The sequence below is a fragment of the Dongia sp. P2_B8 genome (assembly GCF_056404715.1).
The window spans coordinates 17,884-42,461 of the sequence record NZ_JBFUDM010000004.1 but is presented as its reverse complement, the minus strand read 5'-3'; the positions used below and the strand labels follow the sequence as shown (position 1 = coordinate 42,461).

Annotated in this window: 23 protein-coding genes; 8 read left to right on the top strand and 15 right to left on the bottom strand. The window is 60.4% G+C overall.

Annotation, left to right across the window (positions count from 1 at the left end; genetic code table 11):
* Positions 1-24 precede the first annotated feature (24 nt).
* A complete protein-coding gene (locus AC1DWZ_RS13990) occupies positions 25-1,440 on the top strand; it encodes an NAD(P)/FAD-dependent oxidoreductase (protein WP_477169531.1) in 1,416 nt (471 codons plus the stop codon).
* A gap of 50 nt (positions 1,441-1,490) precedes the next feature.
* Here the strand turns inward: AC1DWZ_RS13990 and AC1DWZ_RS13985 are convergent, their stop codons facing one another.
* A complete protein-coding gene (locus AC1DWZ_RS13985; RefSeq protein ID WP_477169530.1) occupies positions 1,491-2,771 on the bottom strand; it encodes a flavin monoamine oxidase family protein in 1,281 nt (426 codons plus the stop codon).
* A 220-nt stretch (positions 2,772-2,991) separates the two neighbouring features.
* Between AC1DWZ_RS13985 and AC1DWZ_RS13980 the strand changes: the two genes are divergently transcribed.
* From AC1DWZ_RS13980 to AC1DWZ_RS13965, 4 genes are all read left to right on the top strand, one after another.
* Positions 2,992-3,330 carry a P-II family nitrogen regulator gene (locus tag AC1DWZ_RS13980; protein WP_298684548.1) on the top strand — a complete coding sequence of 113 codons (339 nt, stop codon included), beginning with the start codon at positions 2,992-2,994 and terminating at the stop codon, positions 3,328-3,330.
* Positions 3,331-3,381: 51 nt separating this feature from the next.
* Positions 3,382-4,791, top strand: coding sequence for a type I glutamate--ammonia ligase (gene glnA, locus AC1DWZ_RS13975; RefSeq protein ID WP_477169529.1), 1,410 nt, complete (start codon positions 3,382-3,384; stop codon positions 4,789-4,791).
* Positions 4,792-5,248: 457 nt separating this feature from the next.
* The gene (locus AC1DWZ_RS13970) at positions 5,249-6,931 is read left to right on the top strand and encodes a methyl-accepting chemotaxis protein (RefSeq protein ID WP_477169528.1); all 1,683 of its coding nucleotides are present in this window, start codon (positions 5,249-5,251) and stop codon (positions 6,929-6,931) included.
* Positions 6,932-7,055: 124 nt separating this feature from the next.
* A complete protein-coding gene (locus AC1DWZ_RS13965) occupies positions 7,056-8,729 on the top strand; it encodes a methyl-accepting chemotaxis protein (protein WP_477169527.1) in 1,674 nt (557 codons plus the stop codon).
* A gap of 5 nt (positions 8,730-8,734) precedes the next feature.
* Here AC1DWZ_RS13965 and AC1DWZ_RS13960 read toward each other — a convergent pair whose 3' ends face one another.
* The 4 genes from AC1DWZ_RS13960 to rplM all read right to left on the bottom strand — a co-directional run bounded on the left by AC1DWZ_RS13960 (position 8,735) and on the right by rplM (position 11,253).
* The gene (locus tag AC1DWZ_RS13960; RefSeq protein WP_477169526.1) at positions 8,735-9,268 is read right to left on the bottom strand and encodes a gamma carbonic anhydrase family protein; all 534 of its coding nucleotides are present in this window, start codon (positions 9,266-9,268) and stop codon (positions 8,735-8,737) included.
* A gap of 2 nt (positions 9,269-9,270) precedes the next feature.
* The gene (gene argC / locus AC1DWZ_RS13955; RefSeq protein ID WP_477169525.1) at positions 9,271-10,191 is read right to left on the bottom strand and encodes an N-acetyl-gamma-glutamyl-phosphate reductase; all 921 of its coding nucleotides are present in this window, start codon (positions 10,189-10,191) and stop codon (positions 9,271-9,273) included.
* A 97-nt stretch (positions 10,192-10,288) separates the two neighbouring features.
* Entirely contained in the window at positions 10,289-10,786 is a 498-nt protein-coding gene (rpsI, locus tag AC1DWZ_RS13950; RefSeq protein WP_477169524.1) for a 30S ribosomal protein S9, read from the bottom strand.
* A 2-nt stretch (positions 10,787-10,788) separates the two neighbouring features.
* Positions 10,789-11,253 (bottom strand): 50S ribosomal protein L13, encoded by a 465-nt coding sequence (rplM, locus tag AC1DWZ_RS13945; protein WP_477169523.1) that lies wholly within the window; start codon positions 11,251-11,253, stop codon positions 10,789-10,791.
* 239 nt (positions 11,254-11,492) lie between these two features.
* Between rplM and AC1DWZ_RS13940 the strand changes: the two genes are divergently transcribed.
* A complete protein-coding gene (locus AC1DWZ_RS13940) occupies positions 11,493-12,353 on the top strand; it encodes an alpha/beta hydrolase (RefSeq protein WP_477169522.1) in 861 nt (286 codons plus the stop codon).
* Entirely contained in the window at positions 12,350-13,156 is an 807-nt protein-coding gene (locus AC1DWZ_RS13935) for a class I SAM-dependent methyltransferase (RefSeq protein WP_477169521.1), read from the top strand. Before AC1DWZ_RS13940 ends, AC1DWZ_RS13935 begins: the two co-directional genes overlap by 4 nt.
* On the opposite strand, the gene AC1DWZ_RS13930 is transcribed toward AC1DWZ_RS13935, so the two are convergent.
* Complete coding sequence (locus AC1DWZ_RS13930) at positions 13,153-14,646, bottom strand: M81 family metallopeptidase (RefSeq protein WP_477169520.1); 1,494 nt, start codon at positions 14,644-14,646, stop codon at positions 13,153-13,155. The genes AC1DWZ_RS13935 and AC1DWZ_RS13930 overlap by 4 nt on opposite strands.
* Before the next feature lie 135 nt (positions 14,647-14,781).
* Between AC1DWZ_RS13930 and AC1DWZ_RS13925 the strand changes: the two genes are divergently transcribed.
* Complete coding sequence (locus AC1DWZ_RS13925) at positions 14,782-15,831, top strand: GGDEF domain-containing protein (protein ID WP_477169519.1); 1,050 nt, start codon at positions 14,782-14,784, stop codon at positions 15,829-15,831.
* Here AC1DWZ_RS13925 and AC1DWZ_RS13920 read toward each other — a convergent pair.
* From AC1DWZ_RS13920 to AC1DWZ_RS13880, 9 genes are all read right to left on the bottom strand, one after another.
* Positions 15,826-16,437, bottom strand: coding sequence for a TPM domain-containing protein (locus tag AC1DWZ_RS13920; RefSeq protein WP_477169518.1), 612 nt, complete (start codon positions 16,435-16,437; stop codon positions 15,826-15,828). The genes AC1DWZ_RS13925 and AC1DWZ_RS13920 overlap by 6 nt on opposite strands.
* A 13-nt stretch (positions 16,438-16,450) precedes the next feature.
* Positions 16,451-17,218 (bottom strand): TPM domain-containing protein, encoded by a 768-nt coding sequence (locus AC1DWZ_RS13915; protein ID WP_477169517.1) that lies wholly within the window; start codon positions 17,216-17,218, stop codon positions 16,451-16,453.
* A complete protein-coding gene (locus tag AC1DWZ_RS13910; protein WP_477169516.1) occupies positions 17,218-17,526 on the bottom strand; it encodes a hypothetical protein in 309 nt (102 codons plus the stop codon). Before AC1DWZ_RS13910 ends, AC1DWZ_RS13915 begins: the two co-directional genes overlap by 1 nt.
* 10 nt (positions 17,527-17,536) lie before the next feature.
* Entirely contained in the window at positions 17,537-18,151 is a 615-nt protein-coding gene (locus AC1DWZ_RS13905) for a LemA family protein (protein WP_477169515.1), read from the bottom strand.
* A gap of 22 nt (positions 18,152-18,173) precedes the next feature.
* Positions 18,174-18,818 carry a glutathione S-transferase family protein gene (locus AC1DWZ_RS13900; protein WP_477169514.1) on the bottom strand — a complete coding sequence of 215 codons (645 nt, stop codon included), beginning with the start codon at positions 18,816-18,818 and terminating at the stop codon, positions 18,174-18,176.
* An 11-nt stretch (positions 18,819-18,829) separates the two neighbouring features.
* On the bottom strand, positions 18,830-20,554 hold the full coding sequence (gene ilvD, locus AC1DWZ_RS13895) for a dihydroxy-acid dehydratase (protein ID WP_477169513.1): 1,725 nt from the start codon (positions 20,552-20,554) through the stop codon (positions 18,830-18,832).
* Positions 20,555-20,673: 119 nt separating this feature from the next.
* Positions 20,674-21,156 carry a PAS domain-containing protein gene (locus tag AC1DWZ_RS13890; RefSeq protein WP_477169512.1) on the bottom strand — a complete coding sequence of 161 codons (483 nt, stop codon included), beginning with the start codon at positions 21,154-21,156 and terminating at the stop codon, positions 20,674-20,676.
* On the bottom strand, positions 21,153-21,731 hold the full coding sequence (locus AC1DWZ_RS13885; RefSeq protein WP_477169511.1) for a hypothetical protein: 579 nt from the start codon (positions 21,729-21,731) through the stop codon (positions 21,153-21,155). The genes AC1DWZ_RS13890 and AC1DWZ_RS13885 overlap by 4 nt, the downstream gene beginning before the upstream one ends.
* A gap of 117 nt (positions 21,732-21,848) precedes the next feature.
* On the bottom strand, positions 21,849-24,500 hold the full coding sequence (locus AC1DWZ_RS13880) for a valine--tRNA ligase (RefSeq protein ID WP_477169510.1): 2,652 nt from the start codon (positions 24,498-24,500) through the stop codon (positions 21,849-21,851).
* Between the last annotated feature and the right edge of the window lie 78 nt (positions 24,501-24,578).

Genomic DNA, 24,578 nt, shown 5'->3' with positions numbered 1-24,578 from the left:
GACCGTGCCGCATCGGACATGGTAATGCAATCTCCGTCAGGATTGGCTGCGACAGGTTCGGCAGGGTCCGGTGGCAACGGCTTCACAGCAGCGGCAACCTTCGCTATGACTTGGCGCATGTCCGTGCTGTCATCGTTCAACCAGAAAACAATGCCGATGGAAGCCGATGCCGTGGTCATCGGCGCCGGTATTCAGGGGTGTGCTGCCGCTTATTACCTGGCCAAGCGCGGCGCCAAGGTGGTGGTGCTGGAAAAAGCCCGCATTGCCGGCCAGCAGTCGGGACGCGCCTGGGGCTTCGTCCGCGCCATGGATCGGGATCCCGCCGAAACACCCTTGATGCTGGCCTGCCTCAAACTTTGGCAAGGGCTGGAGACAGAGCTGGAAGCTGATCTCGAATGGCGCCAGGAAGGCAATCTATTCCTGGCACGCGATGAAACGGAGATCGCGCGCTATGAAATCGGCGCCGCCCGCGACCGGGTCCACGGCGTCGACACGAAGGTCATCACGGCCAAGGAAATCTCCGCGCTGATCCCTGGTCTGGTTGATGCCGGTCCCGGCGGTCTATGGGGTCCCAAGGAAGGCCAGGCCGAGCCACGCAAAGTGTCGCCGGCCTTCGCCCGCAAGGCGACCGCTTTAGGGGCGCTGTTCTTTGAAGGCTGTGGTGCCACCGGCATCGACCGGCAGGCTGGCGCGGTGTCAGCCGTGGTCTCGGAGGCCGGCACCATCCGGACCAAGATCGCGATCCTGGCAGCTGGCGCATCCTCCTTTCGCGTGATGAAAGGATTGGGCCTGATCCTGCCGCAGCAAGTGGCACGTTTCACCTGTTCGCGTACCAATCCCCTGCCGCCCCTTAGCAACATCGCCTTTTACGGCCATCATATCGGCTTTCGCCAGCGTGGCGACGGCAGCCTCAACCTCGCTGACGAGTTGAAGGTCGATGTCGATGTCACGCTCGACCGGCTGCGGGCATTGCAATGGTTCCTGCCCTCGCTGTGGGACAACCGCCATGCAACCTCGTTCCATGTCAACGAGGTGACGGGCCGCGATCTGCTGCACCGGCTACCCTGGCGGCAGGAAGCCTTGCAACCCTGGATCCACGACCGTGATCCCGCTGTGCCGCCCAACCTCACGCGTGTCCGCAACGCCGTTGCCAATCTGAGCAAGCTGTTCCCGGCCGCCGTCGGGGTGCAGGCCATCGAAAGCTGGGCCGGCAATGTCGACCTGATGCCGGACGGCATCCCAGTCCTGGGCCCGGTCGCCGAAATTCCGGGCCTGATCCTGGCCACGGGCCTCACCGGACATGGTTTCGGGATGGGGCCGATCGTCGGCAAGCTCAGCAGTGAGGTGGCACTTGATGGCAAAGCCAGCCTCGATCTTCACGCATTCCGCTTCAGCCGCTTCGCCGAAGGAAAAGTCGGCCGCTCCACGACGAAGTATTGATCCGATCACCGCCAAAGCGGCTTTCCCGTCACGCAATCTCGATTTCAGAATCAGAGCAGGCTGGCGACGGTCTCGGCAGCGGCTTCGCCGCTCGACATGGCACCTTCGAACCAGCCGGCGCCTTCAGAGGCAAGGTCCGACGTCGCGAAGGCCAGGCGCCCGGCGCAGCGCCAGGTCTCGGGGCTAAGATCGGCACCCGTTGCCGGCGTCGACAACCAGGTGCCGCGGGCGTAGGAATCCGTGCACCAGTCGTGCCAATCCCACCCCAGCAGTTCAGCATGAGGCAACAGCCGTGCAACTGCAGCGGCAACATCGGCGCGGCGCGCGGGAGACCAACTGCCGTCATCGAGGCCAAACCCCACCACCAGCGAAACACCCTCCTCTGCCGGATAGGGTGCAAACAGCCATTGCAGGCCGCCAAGGCCGCCAGTGGCAAGCGTGCCGTGGGCAACGCCCGTCAACCGCAGCCATAGTTTGACCGCGCGACCATCATGGCCACGTGCCGCCCCTGCCTGCTGCTGAGGCGATAGTGCGTCGCCGAAATCGATGTCTTTTAGAATGTTGGCGGGGACGGCTACGATCGCAGCCCTGGCCCGCAAGACGCGGCCATCGCGCGACGTCACCGTGACGCCGTCAACCCCACTGGTGATGCGCACCACCGGGAAACCGAGCTGCAACTTGGCCCCGGACGCCGTGATCATGCGGTCGACCAGAGTGGAGACACCTGGAGAGAGCGTGTGGGTCAGCGCCTGCATCATGCCTTCGGGCGTGCCATCGATATAGCCGCAGGAGGCCAGCAACTCGCCCGCCGAGACACTGGCCGGATCGCCCGCGCCAGAGATGACCCACCAGGCCATTACCTGGGCTTTGGCACTTTCCGGCACATCGTGGCGCGCGAGGTATTCGTCCAAGCTGACCCCCAACAACGGCCGGCCCGTCCGGTCATGATCGAAGCCCTCCTTCAGGCGTTTGGCGTCCTCGACAATATGGGCGATGACGCGCGCATAGGCGGCCTGTTCGCCGGCCGCGACCGGACCATCACTGCGCAGGAGCCTGCCGTCATGCCAGTAACGCTGGCTGACCGGTACCGTGGGTACCAGACCGATGCCGTGGCGCCGGCAGGCCGCTTGCATCCGTTTGTGCCAGGGCGTGATCCATGAGCCGCCGAACTCCAGCGCCGGCGCCTGGCCACCGAAGCCGCGCGTAAAGCCGCGTCCGCCAATACGCGTATTAGCCTCGACAATGAGAGTGGAATGACCGTCTTCCGCCAGTTTTTCTGCGGCGCACGCGCCGGCAAGGCCTGCCCCGACGATGAGAATTTCGCTTTGCATGGACGCGATCCTGCCCGCATGCTGCCAGGGGCTCAAGGGCCTGATTTTGTGTTGCCTATTTTTTAATCAAGCTCGCTTAAAGATCAGGCACAGCTCTTCGACCCGTCAAATTTTCCTTCACGATTTCAGTGACTTGGCCGCTGGCATGAGCCTTGCTCTATCGCGCGGGCAGCCTCGTCGTGGCGCAGTAGAAGCACCGGCAACAACATTGGGGAATCCCATGAAGAAAATTGAAGCCATCATCAAGCCGTTCAAGCTGGATGAAGTGAAAGACGCCCTCCACGAGGTTGGCATCCAAGGTATTACCGTAACCGAAGCCAAGGGTTTTGGTCGCCAGAAGGGTCACACCGAACTTTATCGCGGTGCTGAATACGTCGTCGATTTCCTCCCCAAGATGAAGATCGAAGTCGTGCTGGACGATGCCTTGGTCGAACGCGCCATCGAAGCCATCCGCCAGGCGGCGGCAACGGGCCGTATCGGCGACGGCAAGATCTTCGTCATCAATATCGAAGAAGTTGTCCGCATCCGTACCGGCGAGCGCGGCCTCGACGCCATCTAGTAAAGCCCATCAGAAACACACTCCAAAAAACGATACGCAAGGAAACATCCCATGTCTGACATCAAGACGATCCTCAACATGATCAAGGAACAAGACATTAAATATGTCGACTTCCGCTTCACCGATCCGTTGGGCCAGTGGCACCATCTGGCACATCACGTCTCGACGGTGAACGAGGATCTGCTGACCGAAGGCGTCATGTTCGACGGTTCGTCGATCGCCGGCTGGAAGGCGATCAACGAGAGCGACATGACTCTTGCCCCGGATCTCGCGACCGCCGTGCTTGACCCGTTTGCGGCCCAGACCTCGCTGATCATCTATTGCGACGTGCTTGAGCCCCTCACCGGCCAGAACTATGGCCGTGACCCGCGTTCGATCGCCAAGCGTGCCGAAGCTTTCGTGAAGAGCTCGGGTGTCGGCGATACCATCTATGTTGGTCCGGAAGCCGAGTTCTTCGTGTTCGATGATGTGCGTTACACCGTCTCGATGCAGAAGACCTCGGTCGAATTCACGTCGGAAGAAGCTTCCTATGTCAGCGACAAGAAGTTCGACGAAGGCAATCACGGCCATCGCATGAAGGTAAAGGGCGGCTACTTTCCCGTGGCCCCGCTCGATTCTGCTGGCGACCTTCGCGCCGAAATGCTGACCACCCTCGCCGCCATGGGCGTCGAAGTGGAAAAGCATCATCACGAAGTGGCTCCCGCCCAGCATGAACTGGGCGTGAAGTTCGGTACGCTCGTTGCCTGCGCCGACGCGATGCAGAAGTACAAGTATGTCGTGAAGAACGTGGCCCATGCCTATGGCAAGACCGCGACCTTCATGCCGAAGCCGGTCAAAGGTGACAACGGTTCGGGCATGCATGTGCACCAGTCGATCTGGAAGAACGGCCAGCCGCTGTTTGCCGGCAACGGCTATGCCGATCTTTCCGAAACCTGCCTCTATTACATTGGCGGTATCATCAAGCACGCGAAGGCCTTGAACGCCTTCACCAACCCGTCGACCAACAGCTACAAGCGCCTGATCCCGGGCTTCGAAGCGCCGGTGCTGTTGGCCTATTCGTCGCGCAACCGCTCGGCATCCTGCCGCATTCCCTACACCGCGAGCCCCAAGGGCAAGCGCGTTGAAGTACGCTTCCCGGATCCGACCGCTAACGTCTACCTCGCCTTCTCGGCGATGGTGATGGCTGGCCTCGACGGTATCGCCAACAAGATCCATCCGGGCGATCCGATGGACAAGAACCTCTATGACCTTCCGCCGGAAGAGTTGAAGCAGGTGCCGACCGTGTGCGGCAGCTTGCGCGAAGCGCTTGAATCGCTCAGCGCAGATAACGGCTTCTTGCTGAAGGGCGATGTCTTCACGAAGGACTTCATCGACTCGTATCTCGAACTGAAGTGGGAAGAGGTCTACGCCCTCGAGCACACCCCGCATCCGATCGAGTTCCAGATGTATTACTCATCCTAAAGAATCCTTGCGGCAGTACCAACTGAGCGGCTGGGGTAACCCAGCCGCCTTTTTTTGTGCCGATTTCCACAGCAAGCGCCACGACGCAGTTGGTGGAGGCCGTCGACCCAGCGCGTCGTTCTGGTAGGCTCGCGGCCTCTTGATTTGTCTGACCAATCAGATTGCGCCTGCCAACCGGCCGGCAAGATCGCCCATCAATAGCTAGCTGCGGGGAAGCGAAAAATCTCCGCTTTTGGAAGTCTGTGTCCCAAATGCTCGTTGCTCGCTGCAAAGGGCGGGCACAGCGTAATCCGCGCCTCACGGTCCTTATCGTCTTGGTGGCAGGCGGCGTGACAGGGAATTAGGTTCCCTTACCTAGGCTTCCCCATGGTCGTTTTAAGAAACAATTCACTAAAATCGCCCAAGATTGCGGCAATCCCGTGTAGCGCCAACGGCACGAGAGGCTTAGGGGAATCGCATGACGAGCAAAATGTCACTACGCGCCCGGTTATTGATCGCCAGCATTGCAGCTGTCATCGCAATCGTGGTCACGGCAGGCTTCGGCGTATTCGGCATGCTGAGCAGCAATGATGGCCTGAACGTATCCATCACCTCGACCAGCGCCGTCATCAACGAAAAACAAGCTGACATGATGCATGACGCGCTGCGCGCCGACGTCCTTTACTCCATCGTCATCGGCCCGGACGGTACTGCGACTGAGAAGGAAACTGTCAACGCGAACCTCGCCGATCACACGGCCTCCTTCAAAGAATCGATTGCCGCCCTGCAAGCCTTAGACTTGCCGCCCGAAGCCCGCAAAGCGGTCGAGGAAGTGGCGCCGGCCCTTACCGCATATCTCGACGCGGCTCAGAAAAGCGTTGCCGTTGGTTTGGCAGATACCGCCAAGGCGCGCGCAGATTTTCCACAGTTCATGGTGGTCTTTACCGACCTTGAAGGGCGGATGGAAACGCTTGGCGAGTTAATGGTTGAGTTTGGCAACACCGCGGGCTCGGCAGCGCAAGACACCAATCACAATCTCATCATCGCGCTCATCATCGTTGCGGTGCTGGCCACCATTGGCCTCATCGTCATCAACTGGCTCGTCGCGGGCAGTATCACCAAGCCTGTCTTGGGTATGATCCATGCCATGGAGCGGCTGGCCGGCGGTGACCGGAACACGAATATTCCCGGACTGGAGCGCGGCGACGAAGTCGGCCAGATGGCGCAAGCGGTTCAGGTCTTCAAAGACAACGCCGTTCAGGCCGATGGCCTGGCAGAGAAACAGGCACAGGATCAACAGCGGCGGGAAGAGCGCACGCGACAAATCGAAACCTTGTGCCACGATTTCGACCGGCTGGTGACCAAGCGATTGGAAACCGTGATCGGTGCCGTCTCCGAAATGGAAACGACCGCACAATCCATGTCACGCGTCGCGGAGCGAGCCGCCGCCGAAGCCACCCATGTCAGTACGACATCGGAAAGCGCATCGGGCAGCGTCAACGCCGTTGCCGCGGCGACTGAAGAGCTCGCTGCCTCAATCGCCGAAATTGGGTCTCAGATGTCCCGGTCCCGTCAGATTGCGGGGCAGGCCGCCAGTCAGGCGGTGGCGACAAATACCCAAATCAAGCAACTGGCGGACGCCGCGCAAAAGATCGGCGCGGTCGTCCAGCTCATCACAGATATCGCCAGCCAGACCAACCTCCTCGCCCTCAATGCCACCATTGAGGCCGCACGTGCCGGCGAGGCCGGGAAAGGTTTCGCCGTCGTTGCCTCTGAGGTCAAGAATCTGGCGACGCAGACAGGCAAGGCGACTGAGGACATCTCGCTGCAGATCAACAGCATCCAAAATGAGACCGGGCAAGCAGTGCAAGCGATCGAGAGCATTGCCGGCACCATTGATGAAATCAACCAGATCACGTCCGGCGTGGCGGCAGCAGTCGAAGAACAAAGCTCTGCCACCAAGGAAATCGCCCGCAGCGTCGAGCAGGCCGCCAGCGGCACGCGTGATATGTCGACCAGCATCCAGACAGTGACTGACGCCGCCAGCGAGACCGGCAGCGCCGCTGGCCAGATGCTGGGCTCCAGCAACGCCCTGTCCGGCGAAGCCAAGGCACTCCGCCAGGAAGTCGAACAATTCCTATCCACCATCCGGGCGCTGTAGGCCGGCAACATGTGTCACCGGCTGCGATTTGGCAGCAAACCCTGGACTGTGCCGACGGACTGAGATCCAATCGCCGTCACAGAAAAGCCCTCACAAGAAGAGATTGGGAGCAGAGGCCACACCTATGTCAATTAAGCAGAAACTGATCTGGTCCGGACTTATCGCCCTCATTCTCGTGGTCGTTGCCAGTGCTGTCGGCATTGTCGGCATGACCCGGACCCGGGATGGCGCCACCGATGTGTCGGCCGTAGCCAGTGCACTCCGCAGCCAGTTGGAATCGGATTTGATGCGTGCCGCTCTCAGTGGTGATGTGCTTGCCGCCTTGCGTGAAGGCCGCGCCGGCCACAAGGACGCGCAACCCAAGCTTGAGACGGCCGCCAACGAACACCTCACGCGCCTCACCACGCGTCTGCAGGAGTTGGCCGGCAACACCCATCTGCCGGCAGACATCCAGAGCGAAGCCCAGGCCGCGGTTGCCGCCCTCACCGACTACGGCACGCAGGCCAAGGCGCTGGTCACACAAAGCTTTACCGAGAACTACAAGGCCAACGACCTGCTGGCGCCATTCTTGAAACTCTCGGATACGATCGCGATCCAGATGACGGCCCTGACCAACAAGCTGGACGAGGCGGCGCGCACCACCGATGCCACTGTCGACAAGGCCTATCACGGGCAATTATGGCTGGCTGGCGGCGTCTCGGCGATCGCAGCCCTGGTTCTGGGTGTCTGCTTGCTGCTGACCGCACGATCGATCGTGAAGCCGCTTGCTGAGATGCGCGGCACCATGGCGCGCCTGGCCGATGGCGAAACCGATATCGAGATTCCAGCTCTCAACCGCCGCGATGAATTGGGGGCTATGGCCAGTGCACTCGACGTCTTCAAGGCCAATGCCATCAAGACACAGGATTTTGGCCGGCAGCAGGCCGAATCTCGTGAACGCCGCGAAAAACGCGCTGCCAGCATTGAAAGCCTATGCCGCGATTTCGACAGCCTGGTGACAAAGCGTCTGGAAACCGTGATCGGTGCTGTGGCCGATATGGAAAGCACAGCGCAGTCCATGTCCCGTGTAGCGGAACAGACCGCCGCTGAAGCGACGCATGTCAGCACGACCTCGGAAACGGCGTCGAGCAGCGTCAACGCGGTCGCTGCCGCCACCGAAGAACTCGCTGCATCGATTGCCGAGATCGGATCGCAGATGTCCCGCTCGCGCCAGATCGCCGGGCAAGCGGCTGATCAAGCGGTCGCCACGAATGCACAGATCAAGCAGCTAGCTGACGCCGCGCAAAAGATCGGCGCCGTCGTGCAACTCATTACCGATATTGCCAGCCAAACCAACCTTCTGGCCCTCAATGCCACCATTGAGGCCGCACGTGCCGGCGAGGCCGGCAAGGGTTTTGCGGTGGTCGCGTCAGAGGTCAAAAACCTGGCGACCCAGACCGGCAAAGCGACCGAGGATATCTCGCTGCAGATCAACAGCATTCAGAACGAGACCAGTCATGCGGTGCAGGCCATCGAAAGCATCGCGGGCACCATTGATGAAATCAACCAGATCACGTCCGGCGTTGCAGCCGCCGTCGAAGAACAAAGCTCTGCCACGAAGGAGATCGCCCGCAGCGTCGAGCAGGCAGCCAGTGGCACGCGCGATATGTCCAGCAGTATCCAGACGGTCACTGATGCCGCCAGTCAGACTGGCAATGCCGCCGGCCAGATGCTGGGCAGCAGCAGCGCCCTCTCTAGCGAGGCCAAGGCCTTGCGGCAGGAAGTCGAGCAATTCCTGGCGACGATCCGGGCGATATAGATGGGTCAGGCCTTGCGATAGCTCGCAGCGACTTCGCAGTAATGCTTGGCGGAATAGGCGAAGTAGGCCATTTCCTTGTCGCTCAGAGGCCGCATGAGCTTGGCAGGTGAGCCAGCCCACAGCTCGCCTCTGCGCACGCGCTTCCCCGGCGTGACCAGGGCGCCGGCGGCTACCATACCGCCACTTTCCACCACGACACCATCCATCAGGCAGGCCTTCATGCCAATGAAGGCGCCGTCTTCGACCGTGCAGGCATGCAGCAGGGCCATATGCCCCACGGTCACATCGGCACCGATGGTGGTCTTGGTGCCAGCGGCCCCTTCCCGCTCGTGATTGACATGGATGATCGTGCCGTCCTGGATATTGGTGCGTGCACCAACACTGATCGAGTTTGAATCGCCGCGCAGCACGCAGCCGAACCAGATCGATGCTTCCGCCCCGATCTCTACCGCACCGATCACGACGGCGGTCGAGGCGATGAAGGCATCGGCGGCAATCCTTGGCAGAACACCTTGGTATGGGAGGATCACGGGGCTCATCTTCACAATCCCAGCATCAGGCGGATGTTCTGCACGGCGGCACCCGAGGCGCCCTTGCCGAGATTATCCAGCCGTGCCACCAGGACAGCCTGGCGTTCGGCTTCATTGGCAAAGACGCGCAGTTCCAGCTTGTCGGTATTGTTGAGAGCTTCAGGCTCCAGCTTGCCATTGGCGTCGGCATCCAGCACTTGAACCAGATCGGCGCCGGCAAAATGCACACTCAGCGCGGCCTTCAAGTCGGCCGCTTTGGGTTTGCCCGGCAAGGTGTCGAGATGGAGCGGGATCGAGACCAGCATGCCCTGGCGAAAATGCCCGACCGACGGCACGAAAATCGGCCGCCGCGAAAGTTTCGCATACGCGATCAGCTCGGGGACATGCTTGTGCGTCAAGCCAAGTGCATATAGTTCGAAGGCCGGACCACCATCGCGGTCATGGGCCTCGATCATCGACTTGCCGCCACCGGAATAACCGCTGACCGCATTGACCGTCACCGGATGATCGGCCTCGAGCAGGCCCGCATCGATCAATGGCCGCAGCAGCGCGATGGCACCCGTCGGATAGCAGCCGGGATTGCTCACCTTCTTTGCCGAGGCAATGGTAGCTGCATGGCCTTTGACCAGTTCCGGGAAACCATAGACCCAGCCCGGCGCAACCCGGTAGGCCGTGCTGGCATCGAGGATCTTCGGCGCCCGGGCGCCGAGGCTGTCGGCAAGTACCACAGATTCCTTGGCAGCGTCGTCGGGCAGGCAAAGAACAACCAGATCGACCTCGGCCATGACAGCACGGCGCGCTTCCGGATCCTTGCGCTTGTCGCCTGTGAGGCTCTTCAACTCGATGCCAGCCACATCCTGCAGCCGCTCGCGAATGCCAAGGCCCGTGGTGCCAGCTTCGCCGTCAATGAAAACCTTAGCCGTCTTCGCCATGTCGCCCTCTGATATTTGGCGGTGGATTGTGCCCAAAGAAAAAGGGGTGCGCAATGCGCACCCCTTTTGCCAAACGTGGCTTTTTTGGTCTGTGCGCTTAGCGCTTCGAGAACTGGAAGCTGCGGCGTGCCTTGGCACGGCCGTACTTCTTACGCTCGACGGTACGGCTATCGCGGGTCAGGAAGCCCTCAGCCTTCAACGCGCCACGCAGATCGGGCTCGAAGTAGGTCAGCGCCTTGCTGATACCGTGACGGACAGCACCAGCCTGGCCCGAGAGACCACCACCGACGACGGTGACAGTGACATCGAACTGGCCAGCGCGGTTCACGACACCGAACGGCTGGTTGATCATCATGCGCAGCACGGGACGGGCGAAATAGACCGTCACGTCGCGGCCATTGACGACGATCTTGCCGGAACCCGGCTTGATCCAGACGCGGGCAATGGCGTCCTTACGCTTGCCGGTCGCATAGGAGCGGCCCTGGGCATCGACCTTGCGCTCATACTTCGGCGCGGCGACGGTCTCGGCAACCACGCCACGGGCGGCGGTGCGGAGATCCTTCAGGTCAGTAATCTTCTGCGGTTCTTGCGCCATGATTACGCAATCCTCTTGTTCTTCGGGTTCATGCCGGCGACGTCGAGCGTCACGGGCGTCTGGCCCTCATGCGGGTGTGCCGTACCGGCATACACGCGCAGGTTTTTCATCTGGGCGCGGCCAAGCGGGCCACGGGGGACCATGCGCTCAACGGCCTTGATGATCAGGCGCTCGGGGTGCTTGCTGCTGAGGATCTTGCCCCAGGCACGCTCCTTGATACCGCCCGGATGACCGGTGTGGTAATAGAAGATCTTGTCTTCCAGCTTGTTGCCGGTGACACGGACCTTCTCCGCATTGATGATGATGATGTTGTCACCGCAATCGACATGCGGCGTATAGGTGACTTTGTGCTTGCCGCGGAGGTGGTTGGCGACGATCGACGCCAGTCGGCCAAGAACAACGCCTTCGGCATCGATCAGGACCCACTTCTTCACTACCTCGGCAGGCTTCGCGGAAAAGGTCTTCATGACACTTCACTCAAGCGTTATTGCCGTCGAAGGGACCGCCCCTTCGCTCTCGCAGCGGGTGATAAAGGGTGCGACGGCGGGTGTCAACGTCTTTGTTGAATCTAGAGAAGCAGTAAATCAATAATATCAATTAGTTATATAAACGGTATCTAGATACCACTATACATCCTTATGGAGTTCTGGACTTTTTCAGGACGCCCGTCAATTATGCTGAAAATCAATCACTTAAGGTAGGGACGGTGCCCAAAGTGACCCTCGCAGCGCTCTCGGATGAGACGCTGAGCCAGCAGTTCATGCCCAGAATCGCGGTCCCCAGCCATGAAAAATGGCTGGCGGAGGACCTTGCTGCATCCGCCACCATCCGGGCCAGAGGGCTGGGGCAACTCGATATACGTTATGGGGCTGGTCCCCGGCAGATGCTCGACATCTTCCCAGCAGCCAAGCCCGATGCGCCGATTCTCGTGTGGATCCATGGCGGATACTGGCGGGCTTTGTCCAAGGAACATTACACGACGATCGTACCGCCCCTGCGGGCAGCGGGCGCTGCGGTCGTGCTGGTCGGCTACGATCTGTGCCCGGCGGTCACCCTCTCGGAATTATTGGCGCAGACACGGGATGCATTGCATTGGGTGCGGGGCCATGCGGCGGAAATGGGGGGCGACCCAGACCGGCTCGTCCTTGCCGGCAATTCCGTTGGCGCCCATATTTGTGCCATGGCCCTTCAGCATGATTGGCCGGATGAGAGCGGAACTGCAGATGCTATCCGTGCCGCAGCCCTGATCACCGGCATTTACGACCTCAGCCCAGTTCCGCGCATCCCTGTGCAGCAGGAAGTCCAATTGACAGCAGAYGACGTGGAGCGCCTGTCACCCCTGCGCCTGCCCATCCGGTCGACGGCGCGCTGCCTGGTAGCCGTCGGCGGCGATGAGCCGGACATGTGGATCGGCCAGTCGCGCGACTATCATGCCAAGCTGCTGGCTGCTGGGGTCGCGAGCGACCTCATGATCGTGCCCGACCGGCATCATTTTTCGATCACGCGAGATCTGGCCGATGCCACGACGCCCCTTGCTCAAGCTGTCATTGGCCTGCTGGATTCATGACCGACTATACCCGAACGCCAGCCGCCATCTATGACCGCATCGGCAGCGGCTATGACCGCACCCGTCGGGCCGATCCAACGCTTGCCGCCGCCATCGCGAAATTGCTGCTGGTCGAGTTTCCCGCTCCCGTGCTCGATATCGGCTGCGGCACCGGCAACTACACTATCGCCGTTGCCGACCGGAACGTGGTGACGATCGGCCTCGATCAATCGACCCTGATGTTGCGCCGGGCGCGTGCCAAGGAACCGCGGCTGGAATGGGTAGCTGGCCACGCAGAAGCCCTGCCCTTTGCCAACGGAAGTTTTGCCGGCGCCTTCTGCACCATGACACTGCACCATCTCCAGGATTTCGACGCGGTGTTTTCGGAAATCGCCCGCGTACTCAAGCCCGGTGGCCGTTTTGTGGCATTCACTGCCTTGCCGGAACAGGCTGAGCAATTCTGGCTCAACGCCTATTTTCCGGAACTGATGCGCCGTGCCGTTGAACGCATGCCGAGCCAGGCCCGTATCGAATCCTCGCTGGCGATCGCCGGTTTGAAGCTTGCGGAGCTTGTGCCCTTCAACGTGCCGGAGAACCCGGTCGACTTTGTGCTCTATTGCGGCAGACATCGGCCGGAGGTTTATTTCGACGCCAAGGTGCGCGGCAACATCTTCGCCTTCACGGCACTCGATCTGGCGCAGGAAGTAGGCCAGGGCCTGGCGCGGCTCGACGAAGATATCAGCACCGGGCGTTTTGCCGAAGTGGCAGCGGGATTCAGCCATGCTCAGGGCGACTACGTCCTGATGGTCGCCGAAAAAAGCTAGAACGCTTCTCCGAGCGGCATGATGCGCAGCCCCTTGCGCAGATGCTTGTAGGGCAGCGCCCGATTGTCGACTGGGTTATCCCCCGCCGCCGCCACAACCAGGATCTCCGACGCAATCGGCTGAAAATCCGCGCGAAAATGCACCGAGCTCTTTAACGCCAGGATCTTGGCTTCGGTTGGCTCGACATTGACATGGCGCAGCATCGCCTGGTCGGCCGCCTGCTGCTTCCGGCTGGTAACGACGATCCTGGTCCCGCCGATGCCAAGCAAGGCCATTGGCCCCAGCTGCATGTGATTACCGCGATAGAACGGGCCGGTCGCCTTGAAGCTGCCATCACCGAGTGCGAGGACCTTGAAGCGTCCGCGGAACTTCTCCAGCCCTGGCGAGCCGCACCAGGCGCCGATGCCGCGCTCGAAGCTGCCATGCAGGCCGGTCTCATGGGCAATGCGCGCGGTCTCAGGGTCATAGAGATTGGCGAAGACAGCGCCCTCCGCCTTCAAACTGACCAGGGCTTCCAGCAGGTCCACAGAATCCGAATTGCCGCCGGCGCCGGGATTGTCCTGGGTATCGGCTAGAATGATCGGTCGCGCAGCGGTATGGCTCTTGGCTATCGCATAACGCACGGCTTCGTCCTTCTGCCATATCTTGCCGGCGAAATCCTTCTCGGCGGCGTTCACCATGGTGATCAAACGATCGGCCTCCAGCTCTGCCTGCGCCGCTGTTTCGGCATAGGCGACCACGGCCGGTCCGCATTCCGCGATGTCCGCCGGCGGAAAGCCAAAGGCAAAAGATGCGCTGGCGGCACGGCCGGATCCTTCTGCCTCCTCCACCACGCGATAAAGCGCTGCCGCTGGATTGATGAGCGTGCATTGCCAAGGCAACGGGACAAGGAAGTCGGCACGCCGCATGGCTTTGGCGAGTTTACCGCGCCGCAGCAGACGATCGAGCAGATCCGCCGCCCGGGCACCCGTCTCTGCCAGATCGACATGCGGATAGGTGCGGCACACGACCAGGGCTGAGGCATGGCGCAGCATGCGCTCCGTGAGATTGGCATGAAGATCAAGGCTGACGACGATCGGCAGATCCGGTCCGACGATGGCGCGGATGCGCTCCAGCAGCTCACCTTCCCCATCTTCATGATGCTCTGTTACCATCGCCCCGTGAAGATCGAGATAGAGCGCATCGAGCTTCGCTTGCGCCTTGATCAGCTGCAAAAGATCGCTGGCGATGCGCTCGAAGGCATCGCGTTCGACATGGGCAGAGGGCGACGCCGAACACCATAGCAAGGGAATGAGGTCATGCCCCTGTGCCTTGGCTTGATCGACGAAACCCGGCAATGGCAAATTGATGCCGCGAAAGGTTTCGAAAATAGCATCGCCCCTGGTCAGGCCCGGCCAGCCATCGGCCTGCTCGAAATCCTCAAAGCTCGCCCGCACTGGGGCAAAGGTGTTGGTTTCGTGCTGAAACCCGCCAATCGCGATCCGCGCCATTCCTCGAACCCTTCAACGCTTACCTCAGTAGAGGCCCCACCCAAAACGATTTTGGGAAGGTAATCAACTCTTGGCGCGGCAAGGGCTTTGTGAAATCCTCACCTGCCGTCGGGATATTAGGGGTAACGACTCGCCATGGCTCAAGCACCAATCTTCATGATCGAGGATGTTGATACCGCGACGCAACATGCCGCAACGGCGATCGCTGAAATGGCGATGCGGGAGATCTCGCCAACGCCGGGAAATTTCTGCGTTTGGTACAATTACCTCGCCGGGTCGGTGCCCGAGCTGCGGCGTGACCTCGATGCCATGCTGTTGAGCGGCAAAACCATTTCGTCGAGCGCCATCCAGGACCTGTTTGACAAATATTTCCGGGAACCGAGCGCCGAGGAGCGGTTGCAGCAGACCGGCGATGAATTGCAGACCACTCTGGCTGACGTTATCCGCCAGGTGACGCAGGCCGGACTGGATGCCAACGAATTCGGCAAGACCCTAACCAAAGCCAGCGGATCGCTCGGCACCGGCCGGCTCGAAGCTGCAGCAATGGCGGATCTGGTTAGCGAACTTATCAACGCCACCAAGCTGATCGGCCAGCGCAACCAGGCCCTGGAGGCGCAGCTGAAGCAAAGCTCTGCGAAGATCACGGGGCTACAGACGCGATTGGATGCCGCGCGGCGCGATGCACTGACCGACGCGCTCACCGGTGTTGGCAACCGCAAGAGCTTCGACCTCTCCGTTCAGTTCCGTGCCCAGCAGGCGAGCGAGCAGCGGACGGATCTTTGTCTGATGATGATCGACATCGATCACTTCAAGAAATTCAACGACAGTTTCGGCCATCGGGTCGGCGATCAGGTGTTGAAGATCGTTGGCGCCAAGCTGAAGCAGGCAGCGACCGGAAACGACAGTGCTGCCCGCTATGGCGGCGAGGAATTCGCTTTGTTGTTGCCGCAGACCAAGATGTTTGATGCGATCGATCGAGCCGACAAGTTCCGTACCGGCCTCGGGGCGCACGCCTTGAAGAACCGAACCACTGGACAGGTCTATGGTGCCGTCACCGTATCCATCGGTGTCGCACGCTATCGTCTGGGCGAACCGCTTGAGGCATTTATCACGCGGGCAGACCAGGCACTCTTCCGCGCCAAGAATGACGGCCGCAATCGTGTCGTTGCCGAAGCCGCGTCATAGTTCAATGAGACGATTGGCAAGCTCGTTCGGCCGGTCCCCGGTTGCCGGAAAGTATGTGGTGAGAATCTCTCCAAGCGAGGCAATGGCGCCGAGATAACCTTCTTCGACCTGCCCAGCCCGCACCCTTGTCGTGAAGGCATCGACGATAGTCTGCCACTGGGCTGGCGTCACTTTGCCATCGATTCCGCGGCCAGCAATAATCTCGACATGATGCTCGGCCGCACTCACAAAAAACAAGATCGCGTTGTGCTCGGTCGTGGCGGCGAGCCCCTGTTCCAGGAACGTTGCTCGTGCCAGGCACTGTGCCGCATGCATTTTGATGTGACGTGGCGTCAACCGGTCGCCCAAGGGTGTCAGCTCCAGCAAGGCCAGTAGTGCCAGGAAGACTGAAAACTCTCCAATTAGGACTTCACCGGTGCCGGACCAGGGGACAAGCCACCAGACAATAAGGCCGGCAAGAAAAGCACCGAGTGTCGCCAAGGCGATGCCCGTCGCCCGGTACTCACCTGCGCGCCGGGCAATGACAGCAACCAACTCGGCACGGGACGATTTCTCTGCCGCCGTAATCGCCGCTTCGATCCGTTGCCGCGCCTGATCACCGATCATCGTGTTTCCTGCCTTACCATTTGCCACTCGCGCCGCCGCCGCCAAACGATCCGCCACCACCTGAGAAGCCGCCACCGCTCGAGCTGCCAAACGAACTGGATCCGGACGACGATCCGGTATTGGCAGCGATATACCACATGTAGCGATTGCGCTTCTTGTCCCAGCGCCGCCGCAAACTCATCAGCAATCCGACCAGCATGAAGACGCCGAAGAAGGCAAATGGAACCAACGTGTCAGCAACGCCGGACAGGTTGATATTGTCATTCGCCGCCAGCAGTTGCGTTGTTGGCTGATAGGTCCCGCCCAATGCAGCCAGGATGGCATCAAGGCCAGCGGTGACCCCACCCTCCAGATCGCCTTGCTTGAAGTGCGGAATGACATCGGCCTGGATGATCTTGTTGGCTGTTGCGTCGGGCAAACTGCCTTCAAGGCCGTAGCCCACCTCGATGCGCAGCTCCCGATCCTTCGGCGCTATCAGGAAAACGATACCGTTATCCTTGCCCTTCTGCCCGATCCCCCAGCTGCGGCCGAGCATCAATCCCCAATCCTCGATCGGACGGTCCATCAGGTCCGGCAGCGTTACGATCACGATCTGATCAGTCGTCGCCTTTTCATGTGCCTCGATCTTGGCAGCAAGAGCGGCTTCGGTTCCGGCAGAGAGGATGTCGGCCTTGTCGACGATCCGGCCGGTCAATGCGGGCAGCGGTGGGTCTTCGGCATGCACGGGAGCTAGAAAAGCAATAGATAGCAAAAATACCGCCAGACTCCGTTGCATGATCATCACCATTTCCCGCTCGCGCCACCGCCGCCAAAAGAGCCACCACCACCAGACTGGCTGCTGTCATTCCAACCATCTCTATCTGGCTGCCATGCATCCAGCGACCCGAGATCAACCTTCGTTGCGTCATGGGTAAGCATGGCGCGTTCCGGTGGATCATCAAAGACAGATCGAGATTTTTCATCGGCGCTAGCCGGATAGATTTCCCGTCGACGGCGCAAAGAGATGAAAAGAGTCAATGCCGTGCAAGCAGCGAGCAGGCCGACGACGACAATGCCGCTATAGTCGCCGAGGGCCTGTGTCAAGTTCACGCGACGGGGCTCAGTTGCCGGAACTGCCTGTCGTTCCAAAATCAACCGTGGGCACCTCCTGCTTGGCGGGATCAACCTGCAGCTGCTGCATTGGCTCCCGATCGGCATAGAGGAAGGTCTTCCACAATACGCCAGGGAAGGTCTTCAGTTCGGTGTTATAGATCCGCACCGTATCGATGTAATCCTTGCGGGCGACGGCAATGCGGTTCTCAGTCCCCTCGAGCTGCGCCTGCAGCGTCTGGAAGCCCTCGGTCGCCTTGAGATTCGGATACTGCTCGGCCACCACCATGAGCCTCGAAAGGGCCGAGGTCAGCGCTCCCTGATTGGCTTCGAAGGCACGCATCGCCTCAGGGTTGGTCAGCACATCGGCCGGCAATTGCATGGTGCCGACTTTGGCTCGTGCCTGCACTACGGCCTCCAAGGTCGACTTTTCGAAATCAGCAGCCCCCTTCACCGTCGCCACGAGGTTCGGTATCAGATCGGCACGCCGCTGATACTGGTTGAGTACCTGGGCCCAGGATGCCCTGGCACTTTCTTCCTTTGTCGGAATCGCGTTGATGCCGGAAAAGCCCCAGACCAGGAGGGCGACAATCAGGCCAAGGATGACAAGACCAGCAATGCGCATCAAGAACTCCACTAAAGACGGGTTAAGCTTTCCAATGCGGCGGCGTGGTGCGATCGAAATAGGGCAAGGCTTCAATCCGGCCCATCCAGGCCGCGATCGCCTTGGGCATGTCCCCGCGCGCAACCCCAAGGCCCGGTGACCTCTCTTCCGCCCGCTGCGCAAGACGCACATAGGGATAGGCGGCATAATCGGCAAGACCGAGGTCGCCGGCTAGGAAATCGCCCTTCAGGCATTTTTCCAAGCGCGTGAGCTCATCCATCATCTGTTTCTTGGCCTGTGCCGTCCGCTCAGCGGTGCGCTCAGCCGGAGTCAGATAGACCGCCTGCTCCATCAATTCACTGCTTGCAGCCTGCAGATAGTTGTCGGCCTCGTTGATCATGCGCCGCACCGTCGCCCGTGCCTTGATATCCTTGGGCAGTAGCGGCTTTTCCGGATAGCGCTCCTCAAGATACTCAATGATCGCCGAGGATTCCCACAAGGCAAAGCCGTCATCGACGAGCGCCGGAACCCGGCCGCGCGGGTTGATTGCCAGAAATTCCGGTGTCTTGGTGTCGTTGTTGTCGAAACTCAACCGCTTGGCCTCGAAGGTTAGGCCCTTATGCTCAAGAGCCAGCCATACCTTCCAGGCATAAGGCGAGCCCGAGCCGAAATAGAATGTCAGCGACATGATGATTTCCCCTAGATATCGGCAAACATGTGCGTCTCGGCGGCGCCGCCAGGATGGGTGACAGCACCCTTCTCGGCCGTGCCCACGGTCTGGGCATAGCGCCACAAGGCACCAGATTGATAATTGGTCGTGCGCGGCTTCCAGTTCTTCCTGCGCTCGGTCAGTTCGGCGTCGGACAGGTCGACCGTGATCGTGCCCTTCTCCGCATCAATTGTGATGCTGTCACCATCGCGAACCAAGGCAATCGGGCCGCCGACCGCTGCTTCCGGACCGACATGGCCAATGCAGAAACCACGCGTGGCGCCGGAAAAGCGCCCGTCTGTGATGAGCGCCACCTTGTCACCCATGCCCTGGCCATAGATGGCGGCTGTCGTGGACAGCATTTCGCGCATGCCGGGACCGCCACGCGGCCCTTCATAGCGAATGACGAAGACGTCGCCATCCTTGTATTTGCGCTGGTCGACAGCCTTGAAGGCATCTTCCTCACAATCGAAACAGAGAGCCTTGCCAGTGAAGACCAGATTCTTCATGCCGGCGATCTTCACAATGGCACCCTCCGGCGCCAGGTTGCCGCGCAAGCCGACAACGCCGCCGGTGGTGGAGAGCGGATTGCTGACCGGGCGGATGACGTCCTGATCGGTCGGCAGCTTATAGTGCGCGAGATTCTCCGCCATGGTCTTGCCGGTGACGGTCAGGCAATCACCGTGCAGGTAGCCGCCGTCGAGCAGTGCTTTCAGCAACACCGGTACGCCCCCGATATCGAACATGTCCTTGGCGACATAACGACCGCCCGGCTTGAGGTCCGCGATATAGGGCGTCTCACGGAAGATCTTGCAGACGTCGTGAAGGTCGAACTCGATCCCGGCCTCATGGGCGATGGCCGGCAGATGCAGGCCGGCGTTGGTCGAGCCACCCGATGCCGCCACCACGCGCGCCGCATTTTCGAGCGACTTCCGTGTCACGATATCGCGCGGGCGAATATTGTTGGCAATGAGGTCCATCACTTGCTGGCCGGAGGCTTCGGCATAGGCATCGCGGCTTTCATAGGGGGCTGGCGCCCCGGCCGATCCTGGAATGGCAAGGCCGATTGCTTCAGAGACGCAGGCCATCGTATTGGCGGTAAACTGGCCACCACAGGAACCAGCCGACGGACACGCGACGCATTCGATATCGTGCAGATCTTCGTCGGACATGGTGCCGGCAGAATGCTTGCCCACCGCCTCGAACACATCCTGCACTGTGATGTCTTTGCCTTTGTAGCGACCAGGCAGGATCGATCCGCCATACATGAATACGGATGGCACGTTGAGCCGCACCATCGCCATCATCAGGCCCGGCAGCGATTTGTCGCAACCAGCAAGGCCAACGATCGCGTCATAGCAATGACCACGCATCGTAAGCTCGACGGAATCGGCGATGACCTCGCGGCTGACCAGCGATGACTTCATGCCGGCATGGCCCATGGCGATGCCATCCGTGACCGTGATGGTGCAGAACTCACGCGGTGTTCCGCCCGCGGCTTTCACTCCTTTTTTCACCGCCTGCGCCTGGCGCATCAGTGAGATGTTGCAGGGAGCGGCCTCGTTCCAGGTTGTCGCCACGCCAACGAAGGGCTGGCCGATCTCCTTCTCCGTCATGCCCATGGCATAGTAATAGGAGCGATGCGGGGCGGATTGGGCTCCGATGGAGACATAGCGGCTGGGCAGTTTCGATTTGTCGAAGCGGGCGGCAGTCATGGAATCCTCGTGATCAGGCTGGCTGTATGGCTGCAATCGCCGTCAAGATAGTGGCGTGAGCCCGCTTCGGCCATCCCTTTTTGCGCAGGAGCCCAGTCGGCCGGCGCCAGAGTAATTCGTCAGATCAGCATCTTGTTGTCGGCACCAGGGCGACCCCCGGGAATAACGGCCACCATCAGCCGTTGCACGACGGTGCCCTGCCCCAGCGGCAGGATCACGGTCTCCTCGGAAAAGCTCAATTTGTCGAAGGCACCGCGCTTGCGATAAGCATAGGGCGCCAGCCCATCCACCACCCGGTCATAGGTGGCGGCGACAAAGTCGCAATATTCCGGCATGCCCAATTGGTCGAGATACTTACCAGTATAATCCATGCCTGAGAGAGCTGCGAGGATAGACCCATCCAGCCGGAACAGGTAGCGCCGTGGAGTTGCTTCGACATCGACCAGCGTGACGTAGCCTAGGATGAACTTGAACTCCGTGGGCTCGATGGCGGACGGCGCTGGCATGGCGCCATCTGTGATCTTGCCGCGCCAATATTCCAGCAACCGGATCAGGCGCTGATCCTGCAGCGTGTCGAGACAGCTTGCGGGAATGTCAGTCATGGAATTGACGATGCCCATTCAATAGGTGTCGCAGCTGCTGGATCGATCTGCGACAGCGGTTGCAAGGGTATCTGAACCAGATAGAAAACCGAGACCGGCGACATGTCGCTGATGATGAAGTTGAATTCGGCCTGCCCGCCCGGCGCAATCTCGGCACCGCTGAATCCCAGCGTGTCTTCAGGCTCATCAAAACGCTGCACGTTGGTGAAGTTACTTTTGGTGTAATGCGTGCCGATATATGAGTTCTGCCCGAAGCTCAGCCCATCGCCATAGGGCGAATGGCGCGTCGTCACTTCGCGCAGCTCCATCTGGTAATTGCGCCAGACCCGGTCGGTTTGATTGATGACGATCTTCCGCATCGCAAAAGCGGCAACATGCTGCGAGCCGATACGGTTCCCGAAGTCGCGTCCGAAATTGCGAATGGTAAGCATTATCGCGCGATCACCGGTCACTCGTTCAACCACCGTGATCGGGTCTTCGAGCGTCCCGGTCCCGCTGACGGATACCAAGTCGAACCCGCCCAACTCGTCCGAGAAGACCAGGCCCTGATGAGAAATCGGCGCAGCCACGCTCATTGCCGGAACGCCCAGCAACTGACCGGCAAGGGCCGCAAGGCCCAGGACGAGACGACAGCGACGCATGACCCCATTATGGCGGGTCGCTATCTCCCCGCAAGTCCCCGGTCTTGCCCCTCAGATGGCGGCCAGGCGCTCCATGGCCTGGGCCAGTTTATCCCGTGTTTGCTGGATTTCCGCCAACTTTTCGCGCTGCTCTGCAACAACTTCCGGATCGGCCTTGGCCACGAATTGCTCATTGCCAAGCTTACGACTGATCTTTTCGGCCTCCGATGCGGCCTTATCCAGGTCTTTTTTGAGCCGCGCCCGCTCCTTTTCGACGTCGATGACGCCTGCCAGAGGCAGCAGCACGGTGGCCTCGTCGAGGACGATCTGCGCAGCCCCCTTGGGGCCATCGCCTGTCAGAAGGTCCATCCGGTCGATCCGGGCAAGCCGCCGGATGAGATCGCCGTAATTCTGGAGCCGTGCCTGGGTGCGCGCGTTGGCGTCACGCAGCAGGATTGGTACCTGGGCACCCGGCGGCACATTCATCTCGGCACGCAGGGTGCGGATTTCGGAGACAAGCCGGATCACCCAATCAAAATCAGCACCGGCCTCGTGATCGACCGGCAGGTTGGAAAAATCCGGCCAAGCTTCGCCGATCAGCTGGCGGGTGTTGCCCTCTCCCAGCTGCGGCCACAATTCCTCGGTAATGAAGGGCATGAAGGGATGCAACAGGTGCAGCAATTGCCCCAGCACCCAGGCGGTGCAGGCGCGCGTCTCGGCCTTCAGCTTCTCATCATCGCCCTGGATGATCGGCTTCGTGAACTCGACATACCAATCGCAAAATTCATTCCAGATGCATCGATAGAGCGCAGAGGCGGCATCGTTATAGCGATATTGCGCCATTGCCTGATCGATCGCTTGGGCGCAGGCAGCCAGCTGCCCGATCATCCAGCGGTTGACGGCAGCCGAGACTTTGGCGGGATCGAAACTGGGATCGGCCTTGCACTCATTCATCAGACAGAAGCGCGTCGCGTTCCACAGCTTGGTCGCGAAATTGCGATAACCTTCGACACGCTGCTCCGACATCTTGATATCGCGGCCCTGTGCAGCCAACGCCGTCAGGGTAAAGCGCAAAGCATCGCAGCCATATTTGTCGATGAGGTCGAGCGGGTCGATGACATTCCCCTTCGACTTCGACATTTTCTGTCCATGCTCGTCACGCACCAGGGCATGGATGTAGACCGTCCTGAACGGCACATCGCCCATGAAGTGGAGGCCCATCATCATCATGCGGGCGACCCAGAAGAAGATGATGTCAAAGCCGGTGACCAGCACGTCACCTGGATAATAGCGCGCAAGTTCCGGCGTCTGTTCCGGCCAACCGAGCGTCGAGAATGGCCACAAAGCCGACGAGAACCAGGTGTCGAGCACGTCCGGATCGCGGGTCAGTTCGGCATCCTTGCCGTAATGCTTATGCGCGGCGGCTTTGGCCTCCGCTTCATCATAGGCCACGAAGATTTCACCGTCGGGCCCGAACCAGGCCGGAATCTGATGCCCCCACCACAGCTGGCGCGAAATGCACCAAGGCTGAATGTTGCGCATCCATTCGAAATAGGTGTTTTCCCATTGCTTCGGCACGAAGACGGTCCTGCCCTCTTCCACCGCCTTGATGGCCGGCTGCGCCATCGTGTGCGCATCGCAGTACCATTGGTCGGTCAGCCACGGCTCAATGACGACGCCGGAACGGTCACCTTCCGGGCGCATCATGAGGTGATCGTCGATCTTCTCGAGAAGGCCCAAGGCCTCGATATCAGCCACCACCTTCTTGCGGGCGACGTCGCGGTCGAGGCCGCGATAGGCCTCTGGCACATTCTCGTTCAGCTTGGCATCGCGGTCGAGAATGTTGATCATCTCAAGCTTGTGCCGCTTGCCCACTTCAAAATCGTTGAAATCGTGGGCTGGCGTGATCTTCACGGCCCCGCTGCCGGTTTCCGGATCGGCATAGTCGTCAGCCACGACCGGGATGCGGCGGCCCACCAGCGGTAGGATCAGGAATTTGCCGATCAGGTCTTTGTAGCGCTCATCTTCCGGATTTACCGCAACGGCGGTGTCGCCCAGCATGGTTTCCGGACGCGTCGTCGCCACGGTGAGAAAGCGCCCTTCCTCACCCTCGACCGGATATTTGAAGTGCCAGAGATGGCCCTTATGCTCCTTCTGCACCACCTCAAGATCCGAGATGGCGGTGTGCAGCTTCGGGTCCCAATTCACCAGTCGCTTATCGCGATAGATAAGGCCCTGCCGATAAAGCTCGACAAACACTTTGCGGACGGCGTCGCTGAGCCCTTCATCCATGGTGAAGCGCTCTCGCGGCCAGTCCGGGCTCGCGCCGAGGCGACGCAGCTGGCGCGTGATCGTGCCGCCGGATTCGGCCTTCCACTGCCAGACCTTTTCCAGGAACTTTTCACGCCCCAGATCGGTGCGCTTGATGCCCTGTTCGCTCAATTGCCGCTCGACCACCATCTGTGTCGCGATACCGGCATGATCAGTGCCCGGCTGCCATAACGCGTCCCGGCCCTTCATGCGCTGGTAGCGGATGAGGATGTCCTGCAGCGTGAAGGTCAGCGCGTGCCCCATATGCAAGCTGCCCGTCACGTTGGGCGGCGGCATCATGATCGTATAGGGCGCCTTGTTGGAGGTCGGATTGGCGGCAAAGGCCCCGACCTGCTCCCAGGCATCGTAATGCTTCTTCTCAACCTCGGCGGGTTGAAACGTCTTTTCCAGCATCGCTGGGACACCTTCATTTAAGGAATATGGTAAGCGTTGCCGGGAGTTATAACGATCCCGACGCCCCAGTCAAACGGG